Here is a 23,270-nt window from a genome sequence, read left to right as displayed (position 1 = left end):
GTGCGTGGTGGGCGCCCGCGTGGCGAACGGTCCAGGCGGACCGTCCTGTTCGGCGCGCTCGTCGTGATCGCCTTGGCCGTCGCGGCGGTGTTCGCGGTGCGGGACAGGTTCGGCGATGTCCCGGCGAACCGTCCTCCGCCGGAGACGCCCACCCCAGGGGTCGCCGCGCTCGCCGTGAAGATCGACAACGTCGCGGAGGCCCGGCCGCACACCGGGTTGGGCGCGGCCGACGTGGTGTACGTCGAGCCAGTCGAGGGCGGCCTGACCCGGCTCCTCGCCCTCTACCAAGGCGCTCCGCCCGATGTCGTGGGGCCGGTGCGAAGCGCGCGGCGCAGCGACGTGGATCTGCTTGCCCAGTACGGCGAACCGGTGTTCGCCTACTCCGGTGCCGCACCGGAGCTGCTGCCCGCGCTGCGCGAGGCGCGGCTAATCGACGCCTCGCCACAAGAGGCGGCGCCCGCCTACTTCCGCGACAGCGGCAGGCGGGCTCCGCACGACCTCTACGTGCGTCCCTCGTCGCTACCGGACACCGCCCGTCCGCCCGCGGCCCGACCCCTCGAGTTCGGTCCCACCTCCGTCGCGGGCACACCGACCGACGCCCACCGCGTCGAGTACGTCGCGGCGGCGTACTCGTTCGCCTGGTCGGCGCAAACCCGGCGCTGGGCGGTCGCACTGGACGGCACGCCGCTGACGTCGACCGAATCCGGCCAGGTCACCGCGGCCACCGTGATCGAGCAGCGGGTGTCCGTGACGGAAGACGAGGCCATCGAGGATGCCACCGGAGCCCGCTCGCCCGTGGTGACGAGCGTGGGCACGGGCTCAGCCACCGTGCTGCGCGACGGACAGCGACACGAGGCGACATGGTCGCGTCCAGATCCGTCCGCGCCGACCCGGTTCCACACACCTGCCGGTGCTCCGCTGCCGCTCTCGGCCTACCCGGTCTGGGTGTTGCTCGTGCCCGGGAACTGACGCAGGATCGCGCGCACCACAAGGACGACCGGGACCGCGAGCAGCGCGCCCACGATCCCCGCGAGCACGACGCCTGCCGCGACCGACACCACCACCAGAAGCGGGTGCACTCGCACCATGCGGCCGAGCAGGAACGGTTGCAGCACTTCGCCTTCCAGCGTCTGGACGAGCACGCTCAGGCCGAGGACGAGCAGCGCCGTGACCGGTCCGCCGGACACCAGGCCCACGAGCACGGCGACGAACCCGGCGATGAACGCGCCCACGTACGGCACGAACGCGGCAAGGAACACCAGTGACGCCAAGGGAATCACCATCGGCACACCGATGATCGCCAGCCCCACGCCGATCACGACGGCGTCCACGACGGCCACGGCGACGGTCGCCCTGGAATACGAACCCAGCGCGGTGAACGCGTCGCGCCCGGCGTCGTCGAACCGGGTGTGAACCGAAGCGGGAAGCGGGGCGAGCAGGCGGGCCCAGATCCGCTCTCCTTCGTAGAGCAGGAAGAACAGGACGAACACGGCGAGCACGAGACCGGCGAGGAACGCGCCCACGGCGGCCGCCGTGGCCGTCGCCCCGCCGACGATCCGCTCCGCTTGGTCTCCCATGAACGCCACGAGGTTGTCGACCGCGGCCCCGACCTGCGGTTCACTCAGGTGCAGCGGTCCCCGCACCAGCCAGTCCCGCACCGTGCCCACCCCGTCGCGCAAGGCGTCGGCGAGTTCGCCCCCACCGCGCACCAGCGCGTCCACCGTGATCACCAGCAGCACCCCGAGGGCCGCGAGCGGGCCGATGACCATCACCGCCGCCGCGAGCACCCTCGGCCATTTGCGCCGGACCAGTCCGCGCACCGCGGGCCGAAGCGCGGCGGCGATCAGGACGGCCACGGCGACCGGGACGAGCACCGGGGCCAGCACGCCCACCACCCGCAACCCCAGATACGCCACGGCCGCCCAGACGAGGACGGCCACACCCACCCACGCCAGTCTCTTGACCGTCGCCTCACTCGAAGGGGTCATGCCCGAACGGTATCGAGCCGGACGACCCGCAGCAGTGTGAACGCGAGCCACCATCACGGCGAAACGATCTCGGCCGGAGCCCGATGCGGGCTCCGGCCGAGATCACTGACTGGTGAGATCACTGACTGGGAATCAGGTGAGCTTCTTGTTCTCCGCGATGCCACCGGCGAGGGTCGCCGCCGTCATCGGCATGTGGTGCGCGGCCTCGGCGAGCTTGGTGAAGACCTGCCCGTCACCGGCGACCAGCGAGTCGATGGTGGCGAACACGCTTTCGGTGTGCGGCTTGAGCTCCTGGGCGACGGCGTCGGCCGGGAGTTCGGGGACCACGGAGTTGATCAGCTGGCCGAACGAGGTGCGGTAGCCGTCGAGATCGGTCTTGGCCTTGTCGACCTTGGCCTGGTCCTTGGTGGCCTTGCCGAGGGTGTACTCGACGAAGAAGCCGATGTGCTGGCGCCACGACTCCAGGAACGGTGCCTCGGCGGCCGGGTAGGCGGCGCCAACGGCCTTCGAGAGAGCGACCGAGTTGGCGTCGACCGCGGCGACGGCGGCCTTGACGCTGGGCTCGTTCAGGTCGCCGCCCTTGGCGACGGCCTGCGCCAGAGCGATCCCGGCCAGGTCGACGTGGGAGGTCAGCAGGTAGGTCAGGCCCGAGCGGAGTTCGGCGCCCTTGGAAGTGACGTCGCCTTCGAGGCCCTTGTTCTTGGCGATGCCGCCCGCCAGCGTGGCCGCGGTCATCGGCATGTGGTCCGCCGCTTCGATGAGCTTGGCGAAGACCTGCCCGTCACCGGCGACCAGCGAGTCGATGGTGGCGAATATGCTTTCGGTGTGCGGCTTGAGCTCCTGGGCGACGGCGTCGGCCGGGAGTTCGGGGACCACGGAGTTGATCAGCTGGCCGAACGAGGTGCGGTAGCCGTCGAGATCGGTCTTGGCCTTGTCGACCTTGGCCTGGTCCTTGGTGGCCTTGCCGAGGGTGTAGTCGACGAAGAAGCCGATGTGCTGGCGCCACGACTCCAGGAACGGTGCCTCGGCGGCCGGGTACGCGCCACCGATCGCCTTGGACAGCGCGACGGAGTTGGCGTCCAGGTTGGCCACCGCGGCCTTCACACCCGGGTCGTCCATCTTGCCGCCCGCGTCGACCGCGGTCTTCAGCGCGATGGCCGCGGTGTAGACGTGCTCGGTCAGCAACTGGGTCAGGTCGGCGCGCAGCTTGGCGGCGGGGGTCTCGACGGACGCCTTGCCGCCGGCGGCAGCCGCCGGCGCCGACGTCGCCGGGGCGTTGATGGAGGACGAGGGCGGGGCCGCCTGCTCACCAGAGGAACACGCGGTCACGGTCAGCGCGGCTGCGGCGACCATGCTGAGAACGGAAATGGCACGGACAGACATGGCTTTCCTTTCGGGTACGGGAATTCGAGGCGCTGCTAATTCGGCGCGAAAGCGTGTGAGCGCTCAGCCGGTGACTTCGACCGAGCCGTTCATTCCCTTGTGGATCGAGCAGTAGTAGGAGTACGTGCCGGGCTCGGTGAAGGTGAAGGACACCTCACCGCCTTTGGCGAGCGGCATGTCGATCTTTCCGTCAGGCTGCTCGGAACTGCGCAGACCGTCGCCACCCAGCATGAAGGTGCCGGTGGTCACGGTGTGGCCGATGCCGCCGTCGACTTTCCACACGACGGTGGTCCCGGATTTGACGGTGATTTTCTCCGGGGCGAAGTCAAGCAGCTTCGTCGTCACCGTGGTCGCGTTCGCCGCCGCGGAGGAACCGTGTCCGCCATGGCCCGAACTGGGGATGGAGATCGGGTTTCCCTGATCCTGTCCGGATGTCCCGCACGCGGTCAGCACACCGCCGAACAGGGCGATCAGCAGAAACCGCCGGAACCGGTGCATGGGAACCTCCATTCAGCGAGATCGTCCGCCGGGGCGCTTCGGTATCTCTTATCTGGCATTCGGGGCACAAGTACGGGCGGATTGGAACGGATTTCTCCGATCACCAATCGAAACCTGCCGCGTCGAACCACCACAGCGCGCTCAGCGCCCACAGCACGACGAACAGGGTGAAAACCGTGCCGCCAAGAATCGCGATACCCCAACCTGGAAGCCTGCGGGATCGAATGCCGATCATCTTGGCCGTGAACGCGCCGTAGAACAAACAGCCCGCCACCGAATGCGCCAAGGTGCGCGGGGTCGACGTGTCGAACCCGAATCCGTAGAGACAGTAGAACGCGAGCGGCAGACTCAGCAGGAACGCCACCCTCCCGGTGAGCCGGTGGACCGGCGGGACCCAATGCGGGGCCGTCCGGGCGCCGGGGATTCGGCCGAACATCCACAGCGCGGTCGCGAGTTGCGCGAGCACCAAGACCAGGACGACCGTGGCCGACCAGGCCTTCAGTGATTGGACACTGGAGAACCAGGCCACCGGCAACTCGCGGGGAGCGCCGCCGACGGATCCGACGACCCCCAGCGTGATCGCCACCGCGGCTCCCGCCAACACCATCATGGTGAGCGAGACGCGTGGGCGCGGCTTCGGCTCGACACGGGTCATGAGGCGCTCCACAAGAGAATCGACGGACTCTTGGGAGGGATTCGATTCACCGGACCGACCCGGATTGGACTCATCCAAGACGGTGCCTGCTCCGAATGTCGAAGTGTGGGCCGCAGCGAAAGGAATCCTCCATGCCGCGAAAACGGGTGAATCCGGAGATCCACTCGCTGACCGGCGCTTACGCCCTGGACGCGCTGACCGCGCGGGAGCGAGCCGAGTTCGACGAGCACCTGAGCCGATGCGACGCGTGCGCCGTCGAGATCGCCGAGTTGAGCGAGACCGCCGGAAAGCTGGGAATCGCCGTCTCGGTGCTCCCGCCCCCGGACTTGAAACACCGCGTCGTGCCGTTGATCCGGCATGAGCGCCAACTCCCGCCGCTGGTGGCTGCGACCGAACCCGCGCGCCGGGACCGGCGGCGGTGGGCCCCGATGCTCGCCGTCGCCGCGAGCGTGGTGGCGGCGACCGCGATAGGGGCGCAGGCAATGACCCTGCAGACCGAACTGGACCGGACCAGGCAGGCGTCGCAGGCACAAATCCAAGCCATCAGCCGGGTGCTGACCGCGCCGGACGTCCAACTGAGCCTGGGGCACGGCGCCACCGCCGCCCTCTCCCGCGAGCTCGACAGCGTCATCGTGCTCGCCAGGGGCCTGCCCGAGCCGCCACCGGACCACGTGTACCAGGCGTGGCTGATCGGCCCGGGTGGTCCTCGGTCGGCGGGTCTGCTCCAAGTCGGACCGGACGCCGCGCCGGTACTGGCCGACGGCACCGCGGGCGCCACCCAGATCGGCATCACCGTCGAACCCGCCGGCGGCTCACCGCGGCCGACAACCAGCGTTGTCGCACTGCTGACGCTGTGACATGGCGCTGTGACATGGCGCTGTGACATGGCGCCGGCTCCGCCGGCGCGGCTCGGTCGCCTTGATGGTGACGTTTCGGGGGTCCCGCACGAACACTGCCAACTTCGATGGCGTGTTCGTGCGAGACCCCCGAAACGTCACCGCGACCGAGCCACGTGGCCGGTCACCGGTGACCGGTGACTGGTGACCGGTGGCCGGTGACCGGTGACCGGTGACCGGTGACCGGTGGCCGGTGACCGGTGGAGAACGAATCGCCGGGGGTGGCGAAACAGGGGTTGCGTGTGGACAGGGCGATTACCGGGGGCGATCATTCGGGACGTGCGGTGGGGGACGTCAGGCACACTCCGGGAGGTTTCATGAGTTTGTCGGTGTTGGCAGATCTCAACTGGCTTGCGGTGATCGTCGCCACGGTCGCGTTCTTTGCCCTCGGTGGGCTCTGGTACTCGAATGTGCTGTTCGGCAAGATCTGGAGCCGCGCCGTCGGGTGGTAGATGGACGGCGACGAGAAGCCGCCGGTCACGATCTACCTGATGCCCCTGCTCACGTGCTTCGTCACCAGCGTCGCGGTAGCGATGCTCGCTGTGGCCACCGGGACCGACACGGTGGGCGAGGCGATCGCGCTCGGCATCGTCACGGGGCTGGGGCCGGCGGCCATGGCGCTGCTGGTGACCGGGTTCTTCGACCCGAAGAAGCCGCAGCCGATGGCGTGGGTGGCCATCACCGCCGGGTACCACCTGATCGGCATCCTCGCCGTGTCGGTGATCGTCGCCCTCTGGCGGTGACGGTCAGCGGGTGGCCGCGGGCACCGACCGCGCCGCGGCCATGAGGGACTCCACCAGGGCGATCAGCAACTGCTTGGTGGATTCCCGCCGCGACGCGTCGCAGAGGCGGACCGGGACGTCGGGGCCCAGGCCGAGTGTGGCGCGCACCTCGTCCACCTCGGGCAGCCTGGTTCCCTCGAGGTAGTCGACGCCGACCACGAACGGGATCGCGCGGCCGCGGAAGAAGTCGACGGCGGCCGCGGAGTCCTCAAGCGCGCGGGCATCAGCGAGCACGATCGCGCCGAGCGCGCCCGTGGACAGTTCGTCCCACAGGAACCAGGAGCGGTCCTCCGTTGGGGTGCCGAACAGGTAGAGCATCAGCTCCGGGCTGATGGTGATCCGGCCCAGGTCGACCCCGACCGACGCCAGGTCGGCCACGCCGCCGACGACGAAGAACTCCTCGACGTGCAGCAGCGGGATCTCGCTGACGGAGTCGACCAGTGCCGGTGTGTCGGCACCTGCCCCGCCCGCCACCAGCACCTTCACCGCGGTGACAGTCTTCGGTTCAGAGCCTGCGGATTCCATCCAGCACCTTCTGCATCATCTCGAGGTCCGGCTCGGCCGCGGTCTGGCGCGACCGCACCATCAGGCAGTTCCGGTCGATCAGGTCGCTGATCAGCACCTTCACCACGCCGAGCGCGAGCCCGACCTTGGCCGCGACTTCGGCCACCGACTGCTGCTCCACGCACACCGCGAGCACACTGTCGTGCTCTGGCCCCAACTGTTGCGCCTGAAGCCCGGTCGCGGCAACCAAAGTGATCAAGTCGAGTTGGGTGCTCCCGGTTTTGGTCCGGCCGCGGGTGACCGCGTACGCCCGGACCAGCGGGCCCGCGTCCTCGTCGAACCAGGCCTCGTCGTCGTCGTTGTCGATCATGACGCCGACGGCGCCGCCGGACCTGCGACCGCGGACCGCGGCGCGGAGGTGAGATAGCCCCCAACTCTCGTCACCATGCGGTTGACCTCGTAGGCGATGATCCCCAGGTCCGAGTCCTGCGCGGCGAGGACGGCGATGCACGCGCCGGTCCCGGCCGCGGTGACCATCATGAACGCGTGTTGCATCTCCACCACGGTCTGGTAGACGTCACCGCCGCCGAAGTGCCGTCCGGCGCCGGTCGCCAGGCTCTGGAACGCCGACGCGACCGCGGCGAGGTGCTCGGCGTCGGCCTGCGCCAGGCTTCTGGACTTCCCGATCATGAGCCCGTCCGCCGACAGCAGCACCGCTCTGTCGACGTCGCCGACACGCTGCACCAAGTCGTCGAGCAGCCAGTCCAGGTTCTTGTTCGTCGACATGCCCGTCATGCTTCCTCCCCTGGCCTGCCTGGTCGTCCCGTGTCCGGTTCACCCGCGCGCGCCCGCCGCGTGCCGCGTTGGAACGCCGACATGCTCGCACGAGAACGCTCGGGCGTGGGAACGGAAGCGGGCGGCACCGGGTCGCCGGGTGTCTGACCAGGCTCTTTGCGCAGCTGCGCGGCGAGATTGGCCCGCGGCGTCCGCCGGGCGAGCGGCGTCGTGGGCCTGCTCGGCGCGGCACCGTTGGGCCGCGGCGACTCGACCGGTGGCGTCGCGTGCTTGCTCGCCGCGGACCCATTGGTCCGCGACGGTTCGACGGCGGGCGTCGGCGGGATGCGCTGCGTGGGCGCACCACCCGCCGAATCCAGCTTGCCCCCGATGGACGGCTGGGACTTGGCTCTGCCGCCGTTTCCGTTCGAACCGTTCGACGTGGGCACCTGCTCGTCGGCGGGCGTCATCCACGTCGAGAAGCCGTTGCTCTCCCGTGCGGCTGGGGTCTCGCCGGGTCTGCCGATCGGGAGCTGCCCGGACGTGCGGCGGTGCAGCGGTTCCGACCGCGTCGGCTCCGAGGCGACCGGCTCCGGCGTCGGGTCGGGCTCACCAGGCCGCCCGGGCTCACGGACGACGACGCTGTTGGGCACCAGCACGACCGCCCGCACCCCGCCGTAGATCGATTCGCGCAGCGCGACCTTGATGCCGTGCTGAGTGGCCAGCCGCCCGACCACGAACAGGCCGATCCGCGACTCACCGGACAGCGCCATCACACCGAAGTCGGGCGGGCTCTGCAGCCTGCGGTTGAAGTCCTCGATCTGGTCCTCTTCGATGCCCAGGCCCTGGTCTTCGATCTCGATCACCACACCGCGGCCGACCAGGGTGCCGACCACGTCGACGTGCGTCTCCGGCGGGGAGAACGACGTCGCGTTGTCGATCAGCTCGGCGAGCAGGTGGATGAGGTCGGCGACGACCGCGCCCTGCAGCGACACCTCGGGCAGCTTGCCGGCGTTGACCCGTTCGTAGTCCTCGGTCTCGGCGACCGCGCTGCGCACGACGTCGAGCAGCGCGACCGGGTTGCGCCACCGCCGACCGGGCTGCTTGCCGCCGAGGATGATCAGGCTCTCGGCGTTGCGCCTGCTTCGGGTGGCCAGGTGGTCGAGCTGGAAGAGCAGGGCGAGCTGGTCCGGATCGTCTTCGGACCGCTCCGCCTTGTCGAGCACCTTGAGCTGGCGGTGCACCATCACCTGGCTGCGGTGGGCGATGTTGAGGAACACCGAGCGGACGCCCTGGCGGATCTCGGCCTCCTTCGCCGTCGCCGCGACGGCGGTGCGCTGGGCCTTGCCGAACGCGTTCGCGACCTGGCCGATCTCGTCGTCGCCGTGGTCGAACAGCGGCAGCTCGGCCTCGACGTCGACCCGCTCGCCGCGGCCGAGCCGGTCGATCACGTCGGGCAGCTTGCGCTCGGCGACGTCGAGGGTCTCCACGCGCAGCCGGGTGAGCCTGCGGATGAGGCCGCGGGAGAGCCTCAGCGCGATCAGCATGGCGGTGATGGCGACGAGAAGAATCGTCAGACCGGCGGCAAGGGACGTCGCCAGCACGCGGCTGCCGCTGTCGGTGCCGAGGTCGGCCGCGTAGGACGAGTGCGACTTGTACAGCTCGACCAGGCCCGCGGAGACGTTGCGGTTGGCGTCCTCCCAGGCGGCCACGTCGAACGGGACCGCGTGCTTGCCGGGGCCCTTGGCCATGATGGCGTCGTCGCCCGCGACCAGGGTCTTCCAGTTCGGCGTCGCCTTGAGCGCGGTGTACTGCTTGCGCTCCTGCTCGGTCAGCCGCGGCACGATCGTCTCGATCAACTCGTGGTAGGTGCCCATCTGGTGGGCGAGCTCGTGGAACTCCTTGGTGTCGAGGCCGTTGGCCATGGCCCGCTCGACGAGCACGTGCGAACGCGCCTGCGCCTCGACCGAGCGGAACAGCTCGGAGCTGATCATCTGCTCGAAGCCGACCTCGGCGTCGGTCGCCGAGCGCGCGATGCCCTGCACGCCCTCGCCGACGTAGTCGACGAGTTCGCCGTAGAAGTCATAGACCTGCTGCACGGTCGCCGTGCCGCTGTCCACCAGCTGACGGGTGGCGGGCAGGTCGCGGGCGGTCTCGTTGAGCTGCTCCAGCGGGCGGCTGAGCTCGTCCGGGGCGTCCGCGGCCAGCGCCTCGGTCGTCGCGGCGAGTTCCTTCACCGCCGCGTCCACCTCGCGGCGCTGCCGGTCGAGCGCGCCGGGGTCGCCACCGGCGCCGGTGACCTGCAGCGTGGTCAGGCGCCGTTCCTCCTGGACCGCGACGATCACCCGCGAGCTGGGGCCGAGCGCGCCGCGCACGTTGTCCGCGAAGGACTGCGTGCTCACGCCCTGGTACGCCAGGTAGACGGAAAGGGCGACACCCACGACCAGGATCGCGATCGACGGGATCAAGGCGATGGCCAGCACCCGCGACTGGATCGTGCCCGACCCCCGTAGCCGGTTCAGTCTCTGCATGGACGTCGCCCAGAACCTTCCATGATCATCGTCCGGGTCGGGCGAACCTGCCGTTCGACCGATCCGGACGCGTCGCCATCGCCGTTGTGATCTTTGCCGTCCCAGCCGTAACGATCGAGTCGACCGATCGTTGCGCGGCTATGAATGGAAACACACCGTAGGGACGAATCGGTATGACGTCAAACAATGCGACGGGCACGGCGATAGACGAGCGGGCACCCGCATTAGGGGAGCGCGCCGGGGCCGGGATTGCCGGCGCCCGCGGGCTGCGGGCCGGTATTTCGTGCAAGCTCGAAGAGGTTGTCCGAGAACTTATAGCAGATCACCCGTACGGGTGCTACCCCAGGGTAGCGTCACCGGATGGCCTAGTCAGAATTACTCCAAACGGGGGATCGAACTTCTCGTGCGGGCGTACGTAGAGTGTCGGTCGACCACCGACCGCAAGGTGCTGATCACGTCACGCATCGTGTTGTCGGTTATTCGTGCCGCCCGCGAAATAGCAAGAGGTTTCTTTCTCGCCACGCCGATACCGCTTTAGCCACGGTAATTCAGATGTGCTAAAAACTAGACTACCGCGCGTCCGGAAAGCTCACGGATCGCGCGTTTTCGCAGTTGAACCAGCGTGCGGAGCGGGATTAACGCTCCTGCCGCGCATTCCCGGAAGGAGTTCGGATGGCAGGCCCCGGCGAGCCGACTGCCCGCACGGAGGAAACCCCGGACGCCAAGCCGAGAGTCGGCAGGCGCAAGTTCCTCACATTTTTGGTCGCCGCCCCGACTCTCACCGTCGCCGCCAAGTTCACCTTCGACCCGGTCGCCGACGCCCTGCCGAGTCTCCCCGCGCCCTCCGAACTCCTCGACCTCGGCGACGTCATCACCCTGGCGACCAAGCCGACGGCATGGTCGATGGTGCTGCGGGTCGAGGACGACGGCCGGGTCCGGTTCGAGCTCCCGCGCGCCGAGTCCGGCCAGGGCATCACCACGACCGCGGCGATGATCATCGCCGAGGAACTCGGCGCCCGGCTCTCGGATGTCGCGGTGGAGCTGTCCGACGCCAAGCCCGAGTTCCTGTGGAACCAGTTCACCGCGGGATCGACCGGGGTGCGGACGCTGTGGGGCCCGCTGCGCGGGATCGCCGCGACCGCCCGCGCGCGGCTGATCACCGCCGCGGCGAAGCGCCTAGGTGTCGAGGCGGGCACGCTGACCACGCGGGACTCCGCCGTGTGGGCGCCGGACGGGCGCAGCGCGAGCTTCGGCTCGCTGGCCTCGGCCGCCGCGTCGACCACCAGCACCGCGGTGTCCACCGCGCCGAAGGACGCCTCGGGCTACACCCTGATCGGCAAGCCGACCGGCCGGATGGACGCCCGTGACATTGTCACCGGCAAGGCCGAGTACGCCATGGACATGACCATCGATGGCGCCCTCGCGACCGTGGTCGCGCGGCCGCCGACGATCAAGGGCACGGTCGCCTCGTTCGACGCCGCGCCCGCCATGGCGATTGCGGGCGTAGTCGCGGTGACCCAGATCCCAAGCGGTGTCGCGGTCAGCGCCGAGACGATCGACCTCGCGCTCAAAGGCCGCGACGCGCTCGTGATCACCTGGAAGGACGGGCCCGCGGTCGGCCTGTCCGACGCCGACATCCGGACAAAGCTGCGGTCCTCGACCGCGCCGCTCGCGGTCCCCCCGCTGCTGAGCAACCACCTGGACGCGAGCTTCGACTTCGGTTTCGTCAGCCACGCGCCGATGGAGGTGCACAGCGCCATCGCCGACGTCCGCGAGGACAGCGCGGAGGTGTGGGTGGCCTGCCAGTCGCCGATCATGGCGCAGAACGACGTGGCCAGCAGCATCGGACTGCCGACGTCGAAGGTGAAGCTGCACGTCCTGCGGGCGGGCGGCTCGTTCGGCCGCAGGCTGTTCTGGGAGCCCGCCGTCGAGGCGGCGCAGGTCTCCAAGAAGATCGGCAAGCCGGTCCGGCTGATGTGGACCCGCACCGACGACGTGCGCCACGGCAGGCTGCGGCCCGCGTCGCACCACAAGATCCGGGCCACCTACCTGCTCGGCGAGGTGCTGTCCTTCGAGCACCGGATGGCCTCGGTCGAGACCGACCTCAAGCACGGTTTCGGCGAGCTGGTCACGGCCAGCGGCGCGGCCGTCTCCGGCCCCGGCGACGGGCTGCTGTTCTTCCACCTCTCGGCGTCCAACCCGTACCACTTCGGACTGGTCACGCAGCTGCTGACCGAGGTTCCCGTTCCGGTGCACACCGGCAGCTGGCGCTCGGTGTACTCGGCGGGCCTGCGCACGGCCGAGGAAGTGGTCGTCGACGAACTCGCCAAGAAGCTGGGCAAGGACCCGGTCCAGTTCCGGATGTCGGTGCTGAAGTCCAAGCGGGCCAAGGACGTGCTGGCCAAGGTCGCCAAGGAAGGCCAGTGGGGCAAGGCGATGCCGAGCGGCTGGGCGCAGGGTGTCGCGGTGCACGAGGAGTACCGGTCGGTCACCGCGTGCCTGGTGGAGATCAACGCCACCAACCCGAAGGCGCCCAGGGTGACCCGGGCGACCATCGCCGTCGACGTGGGCCGGGCGATCAACCCGACCGGCCTCAAGGCCCAGATGATGGGCGGGCTGATGGACGCGATCTCGACCGTCCTGCAGGCGGGCGTGCACATCGACGCGGGCAAGGTCCGGGAGAAGAGCTACGCCGACTTCCGCTACGCGAGGCAGAAGGACGCGCCGATCAGGCTCGACGTGTTCGTGATGCCGCCGACCGGCGAACCCGGTGGCGCGGGCGAACTCGGCGTGCCCGCGGCGGCGGGGGCGGTGGCCAACGCCTACGCCAGGGCGACCGGAACCAAGCCGCGCAGCTTCCCGATCAACTTCTGAGGAGTACGTCCGTGCCCACGTACAGGTTCAACGTCAACGGCAAGTCGGTCGCGGTCGACGCGCCCGCGGACACGCCGCTGCTCTGGGTGCTGCGCGAGCGGCTCGGCCTCACCGGGCCGAAGTACGGCTGCGGGGTCGGGGCGTGCCGGGCGTGCACCAGCCACCTCGACGGGGCCGAGTTCCAGCCGTGCACGGTGGCGGTGTCGGAGTGCCATGGCCGCAAGATCACCACGATCGAGGGCTTGGCCGACGGCGACGGGCTGCACCCGGTCCAGCAGGCCTGGCTCGACGAGGACGTCGCGCAGTGCGGGTTCTGCCAGCCCGGTCAGATCATGGCCGCGGCCGCCCTGCTGAAGAAGACCAAGACGCCGACCGACGCCGACATCGACGCGATCGAGAACGTCTGCCGGTGCGGCACGTACTGCCGCATCCGCGACGCCATCAAGCGCGCGTCCGCGGCCATGTAAGCGGTCGTCCATAGTGGACAGCCCGGCGGGTCTCGATGACCGCCGGGCATCGTCTGTTGCGCGAAACCGTTGGTATCACTGGATGTGCGGCCAATCGGCCCAAGTCTCTCTTGGACTATTCGGAGTACCCCGGAGAAACTTCTACTCACCAGTAGGCTAATCTCGGAGCCCTATCGGATCCCCCTCGGAGCGCGGTGAACGGCTCCGGCCGATCAAGGAGGCTCTATGCCCGCCCGCACACTGTCCATTCTGGCCACCGGCCTACTGCTCGCCGGATGCGGTCAGACCGACACGCCGCCCGCGACTGAGTCCCCGTCGTCCCAGTCGTCGAGCGCCCCAGCCCCCGCCCCTGCCCTGCGCGGCGGCGGCACCTTCGCCGCCTTCGCACCCGACGGCGCGGCGACCGTGTACAACGCGGAACTGCTGCCCGCCGGATCCGCCGCGCAAGCCGTGGTCACCGCCTCGGACAGCGGGGTGCGCACCGAACTCAAGGTCACCGGCCTGCTCCCCAACCGCGCCTACGGCGCCCACGCCCACGTGAAGCCCTGCGGCGAGAAGGGCGACGCCGCCGGCCCGCACTTCCAGGACAAGGCCGACCCGGTGACCCCGTCGGTCGACCCCAGCTACGCCAACGCCAAGAACGAGATCTGGCTGGACTTCACCACCGACGCGACCGGCAGCGCGACCGCCGCATCCACAGTGGACTGGAAGCTCACCGACCGCAAGCCCGCCTCCGTGGTGATCCACGAGAAGGCGACGCACACCGACCCGGGCCACGCGGGCACCGCGGGCGCACGCCTGGGCTGCATCACCCTGAAGTGACTGGGCTTGCCGGATAGGGCGACTCGCGAGTCGCCCTATCCGAGCACCAGCAGCAAATACGCCGCGAGCAAGAGCCCGCTCCCGGAAGCCAGCGTGCTCACCTGGTCCCGAACCGTCGGTGGCATGCGTGAGAATGACCGGCATGGGTGTGTCGAGTGTTCAGTTCGCGCGGATGTTGGACAAGCTCGCCGAGGTCGAGCGGGCGCAGGCGCGGGACTACACGTCGTTCAGTGTGCGCGGCAAGCGGTTCGGGTACCACTGGCCGCGGACCAAGACCGTCGGGTTGAAGCAGACGCTCTCGGAGCAGCTCGCGCTGGTCGCCGAGCGGCCGGACGTGTTCGAGGTGCAGTTCACCGCGGGCGGATTCGGCTGGGTCGTGGTGCACCTGACGAAGATCGACGCCGACGAGCTGTCCGAGCTGCTCTACGAGGCGTGGCGGCTCTCAGCCCCCGAGCTCCTCGTCGACGACAACCCGCTCACCTGATCCACCTGTCACTCCACGGTGCGGGCGAGGATGCCGAGGGTCGCCCGCAGCGCGGCCTCGGGGATGACCGGGAAGATGTTCTTGTCCCGGTACCGCTCCTCGATCTCGCTCCAGTCGTAGTAGGACGTCACCAGGGTCCCGATCTCGCTCGGCTCGAGCCGGTAGCCGTAGAGGTGCCTGATCGGGGGCTGGATCTGTCCCGAGATCGTCCACTCGATGGCGGCCTCCGGCTCGAACCGGGTGATGATCACGGTGACCTTGTACTTGCCCATCGGGTAGTCGTTGAGCGCCTCGCGGTCCATGTGCACGACGAACTCGTCGCCCACCTGCCGCACCTGGTCACCTTCGGCGGACTGGAGCATGCCGGAACTGTCGATCGCCACGTGCCCCCGCGGGTCGCACAGCAGGGCGAACACCTTCGCCGGCGGTGCGGCGATCTGTCGTTGTACTTCGAAACGCTCTTCGGTCATGACTCACTTTCCCATGACGGACCGACAGCGTGGTCAGCGCGCACGATGGAGGATCCCCCGATCAAGCTGCTGCCGCCGACTACGACTCCGTGTTGGTCGGTGCCCTCGGGCATGCTTACCGGCATGAACGCTCCCACCGACACACCGCTGGAGATGCTGGTCCGCGTCGCGGAGGCCGAGCGGGCCCGGTTCGAGGGACGCAACCTGCGGGTGCGCCGATCCGCCATCGTGCACGCGGTCCGGTGGGCGCCGTGGCTGGCGAGCCTGACGCTGCCCGCGCCCGCGTGCGGGCAGGGCTGGTCGGGCACCGGTGTGGGCGAGTTGCACGCGGTGGCCGAGACCGTCACCTGCTCGAACTGCCTGGCCTCATCGACGGCCCGCGCGGGCGCCGCTCCCGTCGACTCGGCGCACCAGATCGCCTTGCCGCTGCAGCTGCACTGAACCACCCAATGACAACGAGCCCGCGCACGCGAGGAAGGCGCGCGCGGGCTCGTGAGCCGGTCAGTCCCGATCGCAGAGGGCGGTGCCCAGGGCGACCGTGCGGTCGACGCCCGCGCCGCTGATGGCGTCGACGGCGGGCAGGACGTTGAGCACGACGAAAGCCGCCCGACCGTCAGTCGTCGCGGCGGCGACCGACTGGTAGCCGGGCCAGACGCCGGGGTGGCCGTAGGCCTCGCCACCGCAGGGAAGCGGGTACCGGATCAGGCCGAGGCCGTAGTCCACACCCGGGCCGGGGATGCCGGTGACCTTGAGCATCTCCGCGAGCTGCGCGGCGGGGACGACCTTGCCGGTGATCAGGGCCTGGAAGAACTTCGTCGCGTCGGCGCCGCTGGTCACGATGCCGCCGCTGGACTGCCCGACGCTCGGCTCGACGACCTGGGTGAAGTCGGCGTACACCACTCGGCCGACGTAGCCGCGGACGTGGCCGGGCGGCAGTGCCTTGTAGCCCGGGGCGGGGATGTAGGTGTTCGTCAGGCCGAGCGGGGCGATGATCCTGGAGTCCAGTTCCTGCTCGTAGGTCCGCCCGGTGACCTTCTCGATGATCATGCCGGCGAGCAGGAAGTTGGTGCCGGAGTACTGGTGTGAGGTCCCCGGCGCGAAATACGGCGCGACCGACAGGGCCCAGCCCACCATCTCGGCCTTCGTGTGGGTGAACAGGTGAACGAACGGGTTGAGGGTGAAGGGGACGACGTAGTCGGCGATTCCGCTGGTGTGGTTCAGCAACTGGCGCACGGTGATCTTGGTGCCGTCATAGCCGTTTCCCTTGACCACACCGGGAAGGTAGGTCTCCACGGTGCCGTCGAGGTCGAGCTTTCCCTCGGCGACCAGCTGCAGCGTGATCGCGGAGGTGAACGACTTGGTCAGGCTGCCGCCGCGAACCTTGTAATCGGGGCCGAACGGCAGATTCTGGCCCAGGGCCCGGGTTCCGCTGGTCAGGTCCCACTGGGCGTCGCCGTCGCGGACCACCACGCCCGCCCCCGGCGAGACGTTGGTGGTCTTGAGTGTGTCGATGGCGGCCTGCGTGGCGGCGTGCGGCTCCGCCGCCGACGCCGCGGGCGCGATGCCCACCGACGCGGCGACGACCACCCCGGCCAGCACCCAGCTCGTCCCCCTGGTTTTCGTGCGCATTCGTTTCCTCTCCTGGAAAAATCACACCGACGCCCGCAATTCTCTCGGCCGGATGGGCCGAACAAGGCCGAATGCCGTGGCCCACCTGCGCCATTGCCCACACGGGTCGCGCCAGGACCGCCTTCGCGCGACGCCGGAAATGTAGGTTCGCCTTTGTCCAGACCACGTCCCACATATCAGGGGGAAGCCACAGATGTCTCGGGGAATCCGATCCAAACCAAGGCGCGCGGCCTGGGGGCTCGCCCTCGTTGGTCTTACCGCGGGCCTGCTGGGCGTCGCGGGTCCGACCTCGACCGCGGCCACCGCGGTCACGCTCGGCGGCGGCAGCGGAATCGCTTTCGACAAAGGGGTTCCGGGTGACGTCACGCAGGCGACCGCGGTCGGCTGCACCCTCACGGCCGTGGGGTACGACCGGACCGGGAACCTGGTCGGGCTGACCAACGCCCACTGCTTCGTCCAGGCCGACGGCACCAAGCTCGTCGGCGAGCCGATCTACAAGAACATCGCACCAGCGGGCACCTCCCTCAACGCGGCCAAGGTGATCACGCCCGACACGGAGACCGGCGTCATCGGCACCGTCACCCACGTCAGCACCCCGAACAACCTGCTGTCCGACGGCCCCGACGGCCTGGACTACGCGGTGATCGACCTGGACGAAACCAAGGTCACGCCCACCACCACCGTCGGCGCGGTGACGATCACCTCGGTCGGCGCGGTCCCGGGGGCGGGTGTCCGGATGTGCAAGCACGGCCAGACGACCGGCGTCACCTGCGGCCTGAAGCTGGGCGACCGCGGGATCTGGTTCGCCCACACGATCTGGACCTGGGCGGGTGACTCGGGCGCCCCCGTCGTCGTGGGCCAGACCCTGGTGGGCAACGCCTGGGGACTGCAGCACGGCAGCCCGATCCTGAGCATCATCGCCGACATGGACGCCAATGGCGGTGTCGGCGCGGGATTCCGGGTCGCGACTTAGGAATCCGGGGTCGGGCGGATTCGCCCGACCCCGGTTTCGCCGTCAAAGCCAACCGCGGCGGGAGGCCTGCACGCCCGCCTGGAACCTTGTCGTGGCGCCCAGCCGGTCGAACAGGGCGGCGGTGCGCCGCACCACCGTGCGGCGCGACAGGTTCAGCCGCCGGGCGATCGCGTCGTCGGTCGCCCCGCTGGCCATCAGCGAGATGATCTGCCGGTCCCGGTCGTCGACGAAGCCCTCGATGCGCGACGCCGACACCGGGACCGAGAGCTTCCACAGGGTCTCGAACACCCCCGACAGGACGTCGAGCAGCCCGGACGGCCGGACGAACAGCGACACCACGCCGTGCGCGCCCTCCGCCTCCAGGGTGAGCACGGCGGAGTCGTAGTCGGCCAGCAGCAGCTTGATCGGGGGATCCTCCATCGTGCGGGCCTGCTCCCCCGCGGCCATCATCCGCGCCATGTTGGGCCCGATCAGCGGGTCGTCGAAGGCGGACTCGAAGTAGATGGTCCGGTAGACCACGCCGGCGTCCATCCGTTCGCGCTGCATGACTTCCTGGTTGACGTAGTACTCGTCGGGCGCGAAGTACGGCGGCCGGTCGACCACGCGGAACTGCTCCTTCGCGGCGCGCTGCATCTGCTGCGCCGTCCATGAGATGCGCGCGGTGTCGTCGATGACCTCCAGCGCGCCGTAGTGGCCACTCTCCCGCCGGACGAAGCGGAACAGCTGTTCCAGCTCCAGCCCGTTGCGCCGCAGCCCGGCTTGGCGCTCGGCGTCGCGGCGCAGGAGTTCCTCGGTGACCTCCGCGGGCGAGTGCGCTTCCCACGCTCCCCCGAGCTCGGACACCGCCCCGTCGTCGAGCAGGTCGCGCAGCGTGGTCTCCACGACTTCAACGGAGAGGCCCGTCCGCTCGACGATGCCCGGCACCCGCGTCCGCGGTTGGCCGACGAGGGCCCGGTACACCCGGCCGTGATCCGTTTCGACGTCCAGCACGTCGCCCATGCCACCCCCAGGCCGATTCGATACACAAGAGTATCGAGTCGTCCGGGGTGCCATGGGGTCAACTCCATGAAATTTGACATCCTCCCCCGCATGAATACTGGGGATTCCAACTGCACTCACCCCGCGAGGCTTCGGGCACCACGGCGAACGCCACGTGCCAGCGACCCACCCGGTCACGGGTGACCCGGTAGGACTTCACACCATCGGCAACCGCACGCGACCAGCGGAACCGCACCCCACCCCACCTTGGGCACCCGCACCTCACCGACGGGAGAACCTGTGATGTGACATGCGGCGGCGGCCCCTGGAGACCAGGAACCGCCGCCGTGTGGCGCTGATCAGGCACAGAGCGCGATTTCCACTGCCTCGTGCATGGGCGTCGTGTGGGGCTGGCTGGGACCGATGTTGGCGTTGGTGGTCGCGACCCCCTGCTTGCCGTCCGCCGTGGCGAAGGCGACGGAGACGAAGCCCGGCACCACGCCGTTGTGCCCGTAGGCGGTCACGCCGCAGGACAGGCGCCAGACGATGAGGCCGAGTCCGTAGGCGTACGGCTCGTCGGTGAAGGTCTTGACCATCTCCGCCTGCTGCGCGGGCGCGAGCAGCTTGCCCTCGGCGAGCAGCGCGTAGAACTTGCCCACGTCGCGCCCGGTGGAGACCACCGCGCCCGACGCCCAGGCCAGGGTCGGCGAGTAGTGCGTCGTGTCGATCTTCAGGGTGGGCAGCAGGTGGGTGTAGCCGAAGGGGAACGGCTCGGGCAGCCGGTGCTTGGCGGCGGGCGGCAGCTCGGTCTCGGTGAGGCCGTGCGGCGCGGTGATCCGGTCGTGGATCTCCTGCGAGAGCGAGTGCGCGGTGATCTTCTCCACCATCATGCCCAGGATGATGTAGTTGGTGTTGGAGTAGAGGAACACCGCGCCCGGAGCGCCGTTCGAGCCCTTGGCCAGGCCGTTGCGAGCGAGCGCGGCGGGGTCGTGGGTGGCCCAGAGGTTGAGCGGGTTGATGACCATCGTGCCCAGGTAGTCCCGGATGCCGCTGGTGTGCTGCAGCAGGTGCCGGACCGTGATCTTCGTGCCGTCGTGGCCGTTGCCCGCCACCAGACCGGGAAGGTACTGCTCGATCGGACTGTCGAGGGCGACCTTGCCCTCGGCGACAAGCTGGAGCACGACCGTCGAGACGAACGACTTGGTCAGGCTGCCGATGCGGATGTGGTCGTTTTCCGTGATCGGCCGGTTCTCGAAGCCGGACACCTTGCCCGCCTGGACCGTCCAGCTCTGGTCGCCGCCGTAGCGAAACGCCGATGCGCCCATCGCGCGGAAGTCGGTCACCACCTTGTCGATCTTGACCTGCGCCTCGGCCCTGGCGTCGCGCTGCGCCGCCGACGCGCTCATCGCGCCGGTCGCGGTCACGACCACCGCGGCCACGAGCAGGCCGCCGACCAGTCTCTTGAGTGCCATGGGGGTTTCGCCGCACCTTTCGTCACCCGGCCGGAGTGTCCGGCCATTGCTGGGAATCATTGCCTGGGGTGACAGTCGTTTGGTGCGGTTTCGTTGGCCCACATGGGAATCTGTCCCAGATGCGCCATCGCGGGCGAGAGTCCTCCTGGCCGGCGGTAGCGTGACCCGGGTGAAGTCGACCGCCCCCACTCCCCGCGTCCGGCGCCTCGATGTCCGCCGCCGCATCCTGGCCGCCGCGGCCGAGCAGTTCGCCGAACGCGGGATCCACGCGACCCGGTTGGAGGATGTCGCGGCCGCGGCGGGATTCACCCGCGGCGCGGTGTACTCGAACTTCGCCGGCAAGGACGACCTCGTCGCCGCGGTGATCGCCGACCGGGTCGCGGGGATGACCGGCAAGGGCCTGGAGTTGACCCTGGGGGCGGGGGCCGGCCTGCCCGCCCTGGCCGCGGCGTACCTCGCGGCCCAGGTCAAGGCCGACACGACCGGACACCGCCTGGCCCTGGAGACCCTGCTCTACGCCGCCCGCGACGATGACCTTCGGGAGCGGATCCTCGGCTCGCGGAAAGTCTTGCGGGCGGCGGTGGCCGACTGGCTCCGGGCCTACGCCAAGCAGTCGGGCGTCGACCTGCCGCTGCCGCCCGACGTGCTCGCGCTGACCCTCGTCGCCCTGGTGAACGGGATCGCCTCGGAGTACCTGGCCGACCCGACCTCGGCGCCATTGGACGCGTTGGCACAGGCCATCGTCCACCTCGTCCCGTCACCCCCTGAGGGCGAGGGACGCGACGACGGGGGCCATATAGATCAGCGGGAAGGCGAGGTGTGAGTACCAGCGGGCCCGGGCCACGGTGACCACGGCGCCGGTGAAGTAGAGGATCAGGCCGATCGCCGCGAGGAACCCGATGATCGGCACGAACAGGCCGATCACCATGCCCGCCGCGCCCGCGGCCTTGGCCGCGCCGAGCCACGGCCACCACGCGCGGGGCACGCGGTAGTCGGCCAGCGGCTCCACGACCCACTTGGCGTGGAAGAAGACCGAACCGGCCGAGAACGCCGCCATGGCGGCTCCGACGATGGTGACAACGGTGTAGGTGGTGGACATCTGCTGCTCCTCTATTCGGGTCTCTTGCTCACATGACCCGGGGCGTCAGCCGAATGTGACAGCACCGCCGAAACTTTTTCCGGAGCTTGGAACAGGGCGGTCCAGAGGAAAGGTTCACCGAAGCGCGGGGACTCGGGCGGCTCGGCGAATACCTTCTCGACCGCGGCCTGGTTGTCGTCGGCCGCCTCGGGCTTCGTCGCGTAACGCACCACGAACATCGTGCTCATCTGTTGACTCCCGTATCCGTATGGGTCCTCTGCCTATACAGATCCTGGAGGTTCCCGAAACTCATCGCATGACGATGCCGGGAAGTCGGTAGCGGAAGCGTTTGATGGCCTTCGCCGCCACCTGGACATGGGATTCGGAGTCCCAACTCCAGTCGAAGGCGTTGGCCAGCCGGTTGACAAGGTTGAAGATGACGTTGACGTGCAACGCTTCCACGATCGCGGAGTCCGGAACGCCCGCCGCCCGCAGCGGCGCGACGTCGGCGGCGGTGACCTCATCCGGAGTGCGGGTGAGCCGCCGCAGGAACTCGGCGGTGGCGGCGAGTTCCGGGCGCATGGCGGCGGTGTCGACGTCCACTTCGCCCGTGGATTCCAGGCGGGTGGTCTCCGTGTGGATCCGTTGGCAGAACGGGCATTCGTTCGCCGCCGAGGTGACCATGCCCAGGTACTCACGTTCGGCGGCCGTCCAGTACGACGGCCCACGCATGACTTCGGGGCCGTAGGTGAGGAACTGCCTGCCGAAGAACTCCGGCCGGTGCATGGCCGTCTTGGCGACATCGTCCATCTCCTCGCCGAAAGCCAGCGCCGCGATCCGCTGGAACAGCCGGGCCGGCAGGCGGTGGCCGTGTTCGAGCACGTCGAGCCTCATGGCGTTCCCTCCCGGACCGCGCGCAGACCGACATCCAGGCGACTCAGTGCCGCACCGAGCGCGGTGGCCACGGTCAGCTCGAAGATCTGCTCCTCGCCGAAGCCCGCCGCGCGCAGGCCGACGATGTCCTCGTCGCCGACCCGGTAGGACTGCTCGCGCACCTTCGCGACATAAGCGCCCAGCGGGTCCGGGAGTGGACCGCCCGAGGCCGCCGCGGAACGCGTGGCGTGGTCGGTGGCGGCGGGGCCGTCGAGCACCGCCGACCGGAGCGCTTCCAGAGCAGCGGCATGCGGATCGTCCATTTCCGAAATATGCGCCGGGTCGTGGCGCACCGCGCCCTGCCGACATGGTCATCGGACGAGGTCGCGTGGCAGAGTGCGCCAGTCCGGTTCGGAACACCTGAGGGTGGCTGCGCCGTCCGGTGTTCGCTGCGCTGCCGGCGGTGCTGCTGGTCAGTGCGGCAGTGTGGCCGTGGGCGCCTCTCGCCGGAACCCCTTGATGATGAGGTACAAGGCGAAGCTGACCTCCCAGGCGAACACGGGAAGCGCCGCGAGCGCGCCGACCGGGGAGAGCTGCTCGTAGAGCCCGAACAGCACGGCGGTCGCCGACACGCAGATGAGCGGACCGCCGATGAGCCCCAGCACGGCGATGGCGCGCGGCACCAGCCGCGAGCGGTACATCAGGGCGGCGAGCATGAGGCTGTTCGCGCCCAGGACGAAGTTGGGGCCGAGCAGGAACGCCCACTCGTGAAAGGCAAGGAGGGTCCTGCCCGCGAGGTTGTCGGCGCCGGCGACGTCCTGTCGCAGCGTCACGACCGCGAGCACACTGATGGTCCCGACGACGATGATGGCGGCTTCGAGCAGCCGGGCGCAGACGTAGCCCAGGGCTAAGCCGTGGTTCTGTCTCTTGACGACCGGATAGAGCGTGACCGCCGACCCGATCACGGCGGCGACCAGGAGGAGTTCGAGCAGCCCACCCAGCAGCACACGACCGTCACCGTCGGGGTGGTTCAGGTCGTTGAGGACCGGCTGGTACAGCACCATTCCCGCGATCGCGGTGACCTCCGTGATCAGGAAGAACACACCCGCGGTCACCGCTGTCGTCCTCGTCAAGCTCAT

The 23,270-nt window shown here is 69.4% G+C and carries 28 protein-coding genes; 11 read left to right on the top strand and 17 right to left on the bottom strand.

Annotated elements, in window-relative coordinates:
- Positions 1-969, top strand: coding sequence for a DUF3048 domain-containing protein (locus ACUZ2Y_RS01090; protein ID WP_476326000.1), 969 nt, complete (start codon positions 1-3; stop codon positions 967-969).
- On the opposite strand, the gene ACUZ2Y_RS01085 is transcribed toward ACUZ2Y_RS01090, so the two are convergent.
- From ACUZ2Y_RS01085 to ACUZ2Y_RS01070, 4 genes are all read right to left on the bottom strand, one after another.
- The gene (locus ACUZ2Y_RS01085) at positions 933-1,988 is read right to left on the bottom strand and encodes an AI-2E family transporter (protein WP_476325998.1); all 1,056 of its coding nucleotides are present in this window, start codon (positions 1,986-1,988) and stop codon (positions 933-935) included. The two genes, ACUZ2Y_RS01090 and ACUZ2Y_RS01085, sit on opposite strands and share 37 nt — an antisense overlap.
- A 132-nt stretch (positions 1,989-2,120) precedes the next feature.
- Complete coding sequence (locus tag ACUZ2Y_RS01080) at positions 2,121-3,371, bottom strand: hypothetical protein (protein WP_476325996.1); 1,251 nt, start codon at positions 3,369-3,371, stop codon at positions 2,121-2,123.
- 63 nt (positions 3,372-3,434) lie between these two features.
- Positions 3,435-3,869 (bottom strand): cupredoxin domain-containing protein, encoded by a 435-nt coding sequence (locus ACUZ2Y_RS01075; protein WP_476325994.1) that lies wholly within the window; start codon positions 3,867-3,869, stop codon positions 3,435-3,437.
- A 100-nt stretch (positions 3,870-3,969) separates the two neighbouring features.
- Positions 3,970-4,524, bottom strand: a complete 555-nt coding sequence (locus tag ACUZ2Y_RS01070; protein WP_476325992.1) for a DUF6529 family protein — start codon at positions 4,522-4,524, stop codon at positions 3,970-3,972.
- Between the two features lie 131 nt (positions 4,525-4,655).
- Here ACUZ2Y_RS01070 and ACUZ2Y_RS01065 point away from each other — a divergent pair, with 131 nt between their 5' ends.
- From ACUZ2Y_RS01065 to ACUZ2Y_RS01055, 3 genes are all read left to right on the top strand, one after another.
- Complete coding sequence (locus ACUZ2Y_RS01065) at positions 4,656-5,381, top strand: anti-sigma factor (protein WP_476325990.1); 726 nt, start codon at positions 4,656-4,658, stop codon at positions 5,379-5,381.
- A 356-nt stretch (positions 5,382-5,737) separates the two neighbouring features.
- Positions 5,738-5,872 (top strand): hypothetical protein, encoded by a 135-nt coding sequence (locus ACUZ2Y_RS01060; RefSeq protein WP_476325988.1) that lies wholly within the window; start codon positions 5,738-5,740, stop codon positions 5,870-5,872.
- A complete protein-coding gene (locus ACUZ2Y_RS01055; protein ID WP_476325986.1) occupies positions 5,873-6,163 on the top strand; it encodes a DUF1761 domain-containing protein in 291 nt (96 codons plus the stop codon). It abuts the gene before it with no gap.
- Between the two features lie 3 nt (positions 6,164-6,166).
- Here the strand turns inward: ACUZ2Y_RS01055 and ACUZ2Y_RS01050 are convergent, their stop codons facing one another.
- From ACUZ2Y_RS01050 to ACUZ2Y_RS01035, 4 genes are read right to left on the bottom strand one after another with little or no spacing between them, the layout of a single operon-like run.
- Entirely contained in the window at positions 6,167-6,727 is a 561-nt protein-coding gene (locus tag ACUZ2Y_RS01050; protein WP_476325985.1) for a GTP-binding protein, read from the bottom strand.
- Positions 6,708-7,076: a DUF742 domain-containing protein gene (locus tag ACUZ2Y_RS01045; protein WP_476325983.1), complete on the bottom strand. Its 369-nt coding sequence runs from the start codon at positions 7,074-7,076 to the stop codon at positions 6,708-6,710. The genes ACUZ2Y_RS01050 and ACUZ2Y_RS01045 overlap by 20 nt, the downstream gene beginning before the upstream one ends.
- Complete coding sequence (locus ACUZ2Y_RS01040; RefSeq protein WP_476325982.1) at positions 7,073-7,501, bottom strand: roadblock/LC7 domain-containing protein; 429 nt, start codon at positions 7,499-7,501, stop codon at positions 7,073-7,075. The genes ACUZ2Y_RS01045 and ACUZ2Y_RS01040 overlap by 4 nt, the downstream gene beginning before the upstream one ends.
- Positions 7,498-10,011: a sensor histidine kinase gene (locus ACUZ2Y_RS01035; protein WP_476325980.1), complete on the bottom strand. Its 2,514-nt coding sequence runs from the start codon at positions 10,009-10,011 to the stop codon at positions 7,498-7,500. The genes ACUZ2Y_RS01040 and ACUZ2Y_RS01035 overlap by 4 nt, the downstream gene beginning before the upstream one ends.
- Positions 10,012-10,683: 672 nt before the next feature.
- Here ACUZ2Y_RS01035 and ACUZ2Y_RS01030 point away from each other — a divergent pair.
- The 4 genes from ACUZ2Y_RS01030 (at position 10,684) to ACUZ2Y_RS01015 (ending at position 14,658) form a co-directional block, all read left to right on the top strand.
- Positions 10,684-12,885: a xanthine dehydrogenase family protein molybdopterin-binding subunit gene (locus ACUZ2Y_RS01030; protein ID WP_476325978.1), complete on the top strand. Its 2,202-nt coding sequence runs from the start codon at positions 10,684-10,686 to the stop codon at positions 12,883-12,885.
- Positions 12,886-12,896: 11 nt separating this feature from the next.
- Positions 12,897-13,352, top strand: a complete 456-nt coding sequence (locus tag ACUZ2Y_RS01025) for a (2Fe-2S)-binding protein (RefSeq protein ID WP_476325976.1) — start codon at positions 12,897-12,899, stop codon at positions 13,350-13,352.
- Positions 13,353-13,577: 225 nt separating this feature from the next.
- On the top strand, positions 13,578-14,174 hold the full coding sequence (locus ACUZ2Y_RS01020; RefSeq protein ID WP_476325974.1) for a superoxide dismutase family protein: 597 nt from the start codon (positions 13,578-13,580) through the stop codon (positions 14,172-14,174).
- Positions 14,175-14,316: 142 nt separating this feature from the next.
- Positions 14,317-14,658 carry an MmcQ/YjbR family DNA-binding protein gene (locus ACUZ2Y_RS01015; RefSeq protein WP_476325972.1) on the top strand — a complete coding sequence of 114 codons (342 nt, stop codon included), beginning with the start codon at positions 14,317-14,319 and terminating at the stop codon, positions 14,656-14,658.
- Positions 14,659-14,666: 8 nt separating this feature from the next.
- Here the strand turns inward: ACUZ2Y_RS01015 and ACUZ2Y_RS01010 are convergent, their stop codons facing one another.
- Complete coding sequence (locus ACUZ2Y_RS01010; protein WP_476325970.1) at positions 14,667-15,128, bottom strand: SRPBCC family protein; 462 nt, start codon at positions 15,126-15,128, stop codon at positions 14,667-14,669.
- Positions 15,129-15,251: 123 nt separating this feature from the next.
- Between ACUZ2Y_RS01010 and ACUZ2Y_RS01005 the strand changes: the two genes are divergently transcribed.
- Positions 15,252-15,569 carry a hypothetical protein gene (locus tag ACUZ2Y_RS01005; protein WP_476325969.1) on the top strand — a complete coding sequence of 106 codons (318 nt, stop codon included), beginning with the start codon at positions 15,252-15,254 and terminating at the stop codon, positions 15,567-15,569.
- A gap of 60 nt (positions 15,570-15,629) precedes the next feature.
- Here the strand turns inward: ACUZ2Y_RS01005 and ACUZ2Y_RS01000 are convergent, their stop codons facing one another.
- Complete coding sequence (locus ACUZ2Y_RS01000; protein ID WP_476325967.1) at positions 15,630-16,757, bottom strand: serine hydrolase domain-containing protein; 1,128 nt, start codon at positions 16,755-16,757, stop codon at positions 15,630-15,632.
- A gap of 193 nt (positions 16,758-16,950) precedes the next feature.
- On the opposite strand from ACUZ2Y_RS01000, the gene ACUZ2Y_RS00995 reads away from it, so the two are divergent.
- Positions 16,951-17,730 carry a chymotrypsin family serine protease gene (locus ACUZ2Y_RS00995; RefSeq protein ID WP_476325965.1) on the top strand — a complete coding sequence of 260 codons (780 nt, stop codon included), beginning with the start codon at positions 16,951-16,953 and terminating at the stop codon, positions 17,728-17,730.
- 42 nt (positions 17,731-17,772) lie between these two features.
- On the opposite strand, the gene ACUZ2Y_RS00990 is transcribed toward ACUZ2Y_RS00995, so the two are convergent.
- Together ACUZ2Y_RS00990 and ACUZ2Y_RS00985 are read right to left on the bottom strand one after the other, a co-directional pair.
- Complete coding sequence (locus tag ACUZ2Y_RS00990) at positions 17,773-18,729, bottom strand: helix-turn-helix transcriptional regulator (RefSeq protein ID WP_476325963.1); 957 nt, start codon at positions 18,727-18,729, stop codon at positions 17,773-17,775.
- 338 nt (positions 18,730-19,067) lie between these two features.
- The gene (locus ACUZ2Y_RS00985; RefSeq protein WP_476325961.1) at positions 19,068-20,180 is read right to left on the bottom strand and encodes a serine hydrolase domain-containing protein; all 1,113 of its coding nucleotides are present in this window, start codon (positions 20,178-20,180) and stop codon (positions 19,068-19,070) included.
- A gap of 169 nt (positions 20,181-20,349) precedes the next feature.
- Between ACUZ2Y_RS00985 and ACUZ2Y_RS00980 the strand changes: the two genes are divergently transcribed.
- The gene (locus ACUZ2Y_RS00980) at positions 20,350-21,003 is read left to right on the top strand and encodes a TetR/AcrR family transcriptional regulator (RefSeq protein ID WP_476325959.1); all 654 of its coding nucleotides are present in this window, start codon (positions 20,350-20,352) and stop codon (positions 21,001-21,003) included.
- Here the strand turns inward: ACUZ2Y_RS00980 and ACUZ2Y_RS00975 are convergent.
- The 5 genes from ACUZ2Y_RS00975 to ACUZ2Y_RS00955 form a co-directional block, all read right to left on the bottom strand.
- Complete coding sequence (locus tag ACUZ2Y_RS00975) at positions 20,938-21,279, bottom strand: DoxX family protein (protein WP_476325957.1); 342 nt, start codon at positions 21,277-21,279, stop codon at positions 20,938-20,940. The two genes, ACUZ2Y_RS00980 and ACUZ2Y_RS00975, sit on opposite strands and share 66 nt — an antisense overlap.
- Before the next feature lie 11 nt (positions 21,280-21,290).
- Positions 21,291-21,506, bottom strand: a complete 216-nt coding sequence (locus ACUZ2Y_RS00970) for a hypothetical protein (RefSeq protein ID WP_476325956.1) — start codon at positions 21,504-21,506, stop codon at positions 21,291-21,293.
- 61 nt (positions 21,507-21,567) lie between these two features.
- Positions 21,568-22,152 carry a carboxymuconolactone decarboxylase family protein gene (locus ACUZ2Y_RS00965; protein ID WP_476325954.1) on the bottom strand — a complete coding sequence of 195 codons (585 nt, stop codon included), beginning with the start codon at positions 22,150-22,152 and terminating at the stop codon, positions 21,568-21,570.
- Complete coding sequence (locus tag ACUZ2Y_RS00960) at positions 22,149-22,454, bottom strand: carboxymuconolactone decarboxylase family protein (RefSeq protein ID WP_476325952.1); 306 nt, start codon at positions 22,452-22,454, stop codon at positions 22,149-22,151. Before ACUZ2Y_RS00960 ends, ACUZ2Y_RS00965 begins: the two co-directional genes overlap by 4 nt.
- 150 nt (positions 22,455-22,604) lie before the next feature.
- Entirely contained in the window at positions 22,605-23,270 is a 666-nt protein-coding gene (locus ACUZ2Y_RS00955; RefSeq protein ID WP_476325950.1) for a DUF4386 domain-containing protein, read from the bottom strand.

The organism is Actinokineospora sp. UV203 (assembly GCF_056323665.1).
This window is presented reverse-complemented; position numbering and strand designations above follow the sequence as displayed.

Bases quoted from the DNA above. Each gene is read 5' to 3' on its own strand.
- ACUZ2Y_RS00985 (WP_476325961.1), bottom strand. From the start codon at position 20,180: ATGGCACTCAAGAGACTGGTCGGCGGCCTGCTCGTGGCCGCGGTGGTC.
- ACUZ2Y_RS01080 (WP_476325996.1), bottom strand. From the start codon at position 3,371: ATGTCTGTCCGTGCCATTTCCGTTCTCAGCATGGTCGCCGCAGCCGCG.
- ACUZ2Y_RS01070 (WP_476325992.1), bottom strand. From the start codon at position 4,524: ATGACCCGTGTCGAGCCGAAGCCGCGCCCACGCGTCTCGCTCACCATG.
- ACUZ2Y_RS01055 (WP_476325986.1), top strand. From the start codon at position 5,873: ATGGACGGCGACGAGAAGCCGCCGGTCACGATCTACCTGATGCCCCTG.
- ACUZ2Y_RS01085 (WP_476325998.1), bottom strand. From the start codon at position 1,988: ATGACCCCTTCGAGTGAGGCGACGGTCAAGAGACTGGCGTGGGTGGGT.
- ACUZ2Y_RS00990 (WP_476325963.1), bottom strand. From the start codon at position 18,729: ATGGGCGACGTGCTGGACGTCGAAACGGATCACGGCCGGGTGTACCGG.
- ACUZ2Y_RS01020 (WP_476325974.1), top strand. From the start codon at position 13,578: ATGCCCGCCCGCACACTGTCCATTCTGGCCACCGGCCTACTGCTCGCC.
- ACUZ2Y_RS00960 (WP_476325952.1), bottom strand. From the start codon at position 22,454: ATGGACGATCCGCATGCCGCTGCTCTGGAAGCGCTCCGGTCGGCGGTG.
- ACUZ2Y_RS01000 (WP_476325967.1), bottom strand. From the start codon at position 16,757: ATGCGCACGAAAACCAGGGGGACGAGCTGGGTGCTGGCCGGGGTGGTC.
- ACUZ2Y_RS00965 (WP_476325954.1), bottom strand. From the start codon at position 22,152: ATGAGGCTCGACGTGCTCGAACACGGCCACCGCCTGCCGGCCCGGCTG.
- ACUZ2Y_RS01015 (WP_476325972.1), top strand. From the start codon at position 14,317: ATGGGTGTGTCGAGTGTTCAGTTCGCGCGGATGTTGGACAAGCTCGCC.
- ACUZ2Y_RS01040 (WP_476325982.1), bottom strand. From the start codon at position 7,501: ATGACGGGCATGTCGACGAACAAGAACCTGGACTGGCTGCTCGACGAC.
- ACUZ2Y_RS01010 (WP_476325970.1), bottom strand. From the start codon at position 15,128: ATGACCGAAGAGCGTTTCGAAGTACAACGACAGATCGCCGCACCGCCG.
- ACUZ2Y_RS01035 (WP_476325980.1), bottom strand. From the start codon at position 10,011: ATGCAGAGACTGAACCGGCTACGGGGGTCGGGCACGATCCAGTCGCGG.
- ACUZ2Y_RS01065 (WP_476325990.1), top strand. From the start codon at position 4,656: ATGCCGCGAAAACGGGTGAATCCGGAGATCCACTCGCTGACCGGCGCT.
- ACUZ2Y_RS01060 (WP_476325988.1), top strand. From the start codon at position 5,738: ATGAGTTTGTCGGTGTTGGCAGATCTCAACTGGCTTGCGGTGATCGTC.
- ACUZ2Y_RS00970 (WP_476325956.1), bottom strand. From the start codon at position 21,506: ATGAGCACGATGTTCGTGGTGCGTTACGCGACGAAGCCCGAGGCGGCC.
- ACUZ2Y_RS01045 (WP_476325983.1), bottom strand. From the start codon at position 7,076: ATGATCGACAACGACGACGACGAGGCCTGGTTCGACGAGGACGCGGGC.
- ACUZ2Y_RS00975 (WP_476325957.1), bottom strand. From the start codon at position 21,279: ATGTCCACCACCTACACCGTTGTCACCATCGTCGGAGCCGCCATGGCG.
- ACUZ2Y_RS01005 (WP_476325969.1), top strand. From the start codon at position 15,252: ATGAACGCTCCCACCGACACACCGCTGGAGATGCTGGTCCGCGTCGCG.
- ACUZ2Y_RS00995 (WP_476325965.1), top strand. From the start codon at position 16,951: ATGTCTCGGGGAATCCGATCCAAACCAAGGCGCGCGGCCTGGGGGCTC.
- ACUZ2Y_RS00955 (WP_476325950.1), bottom strand. From the start codon at position 23,270: ATGAGCTTGACGAGGACGACAGCGGTGACCGCGGGTGTGTTCTTCCTG.
- ACUZ2Y_RS01075 (WP_476325994.1), bottom strand. From the start codon at position 3,869: ATGCACCGGTTCCGGCGGTTTCTGCTGATCGCCCTGTTCGGCGGTGTG.
- ACUZ2Y_RS01030 (WP_476325978.1), top strand. From the start codon at position 10,684: ATGGCAGGCCCCGGCGAGCCGACTGCCCGCACGGAGGAAACCCCGGAC.
- ACUZ2Y_RS01050 (WP_476325985.1), bottom strand. From the start codon at position 6,727: ATGGAATCCGCAGGCTCTGAACCGAAGACTGTCACCGCGGTGAAGGTG.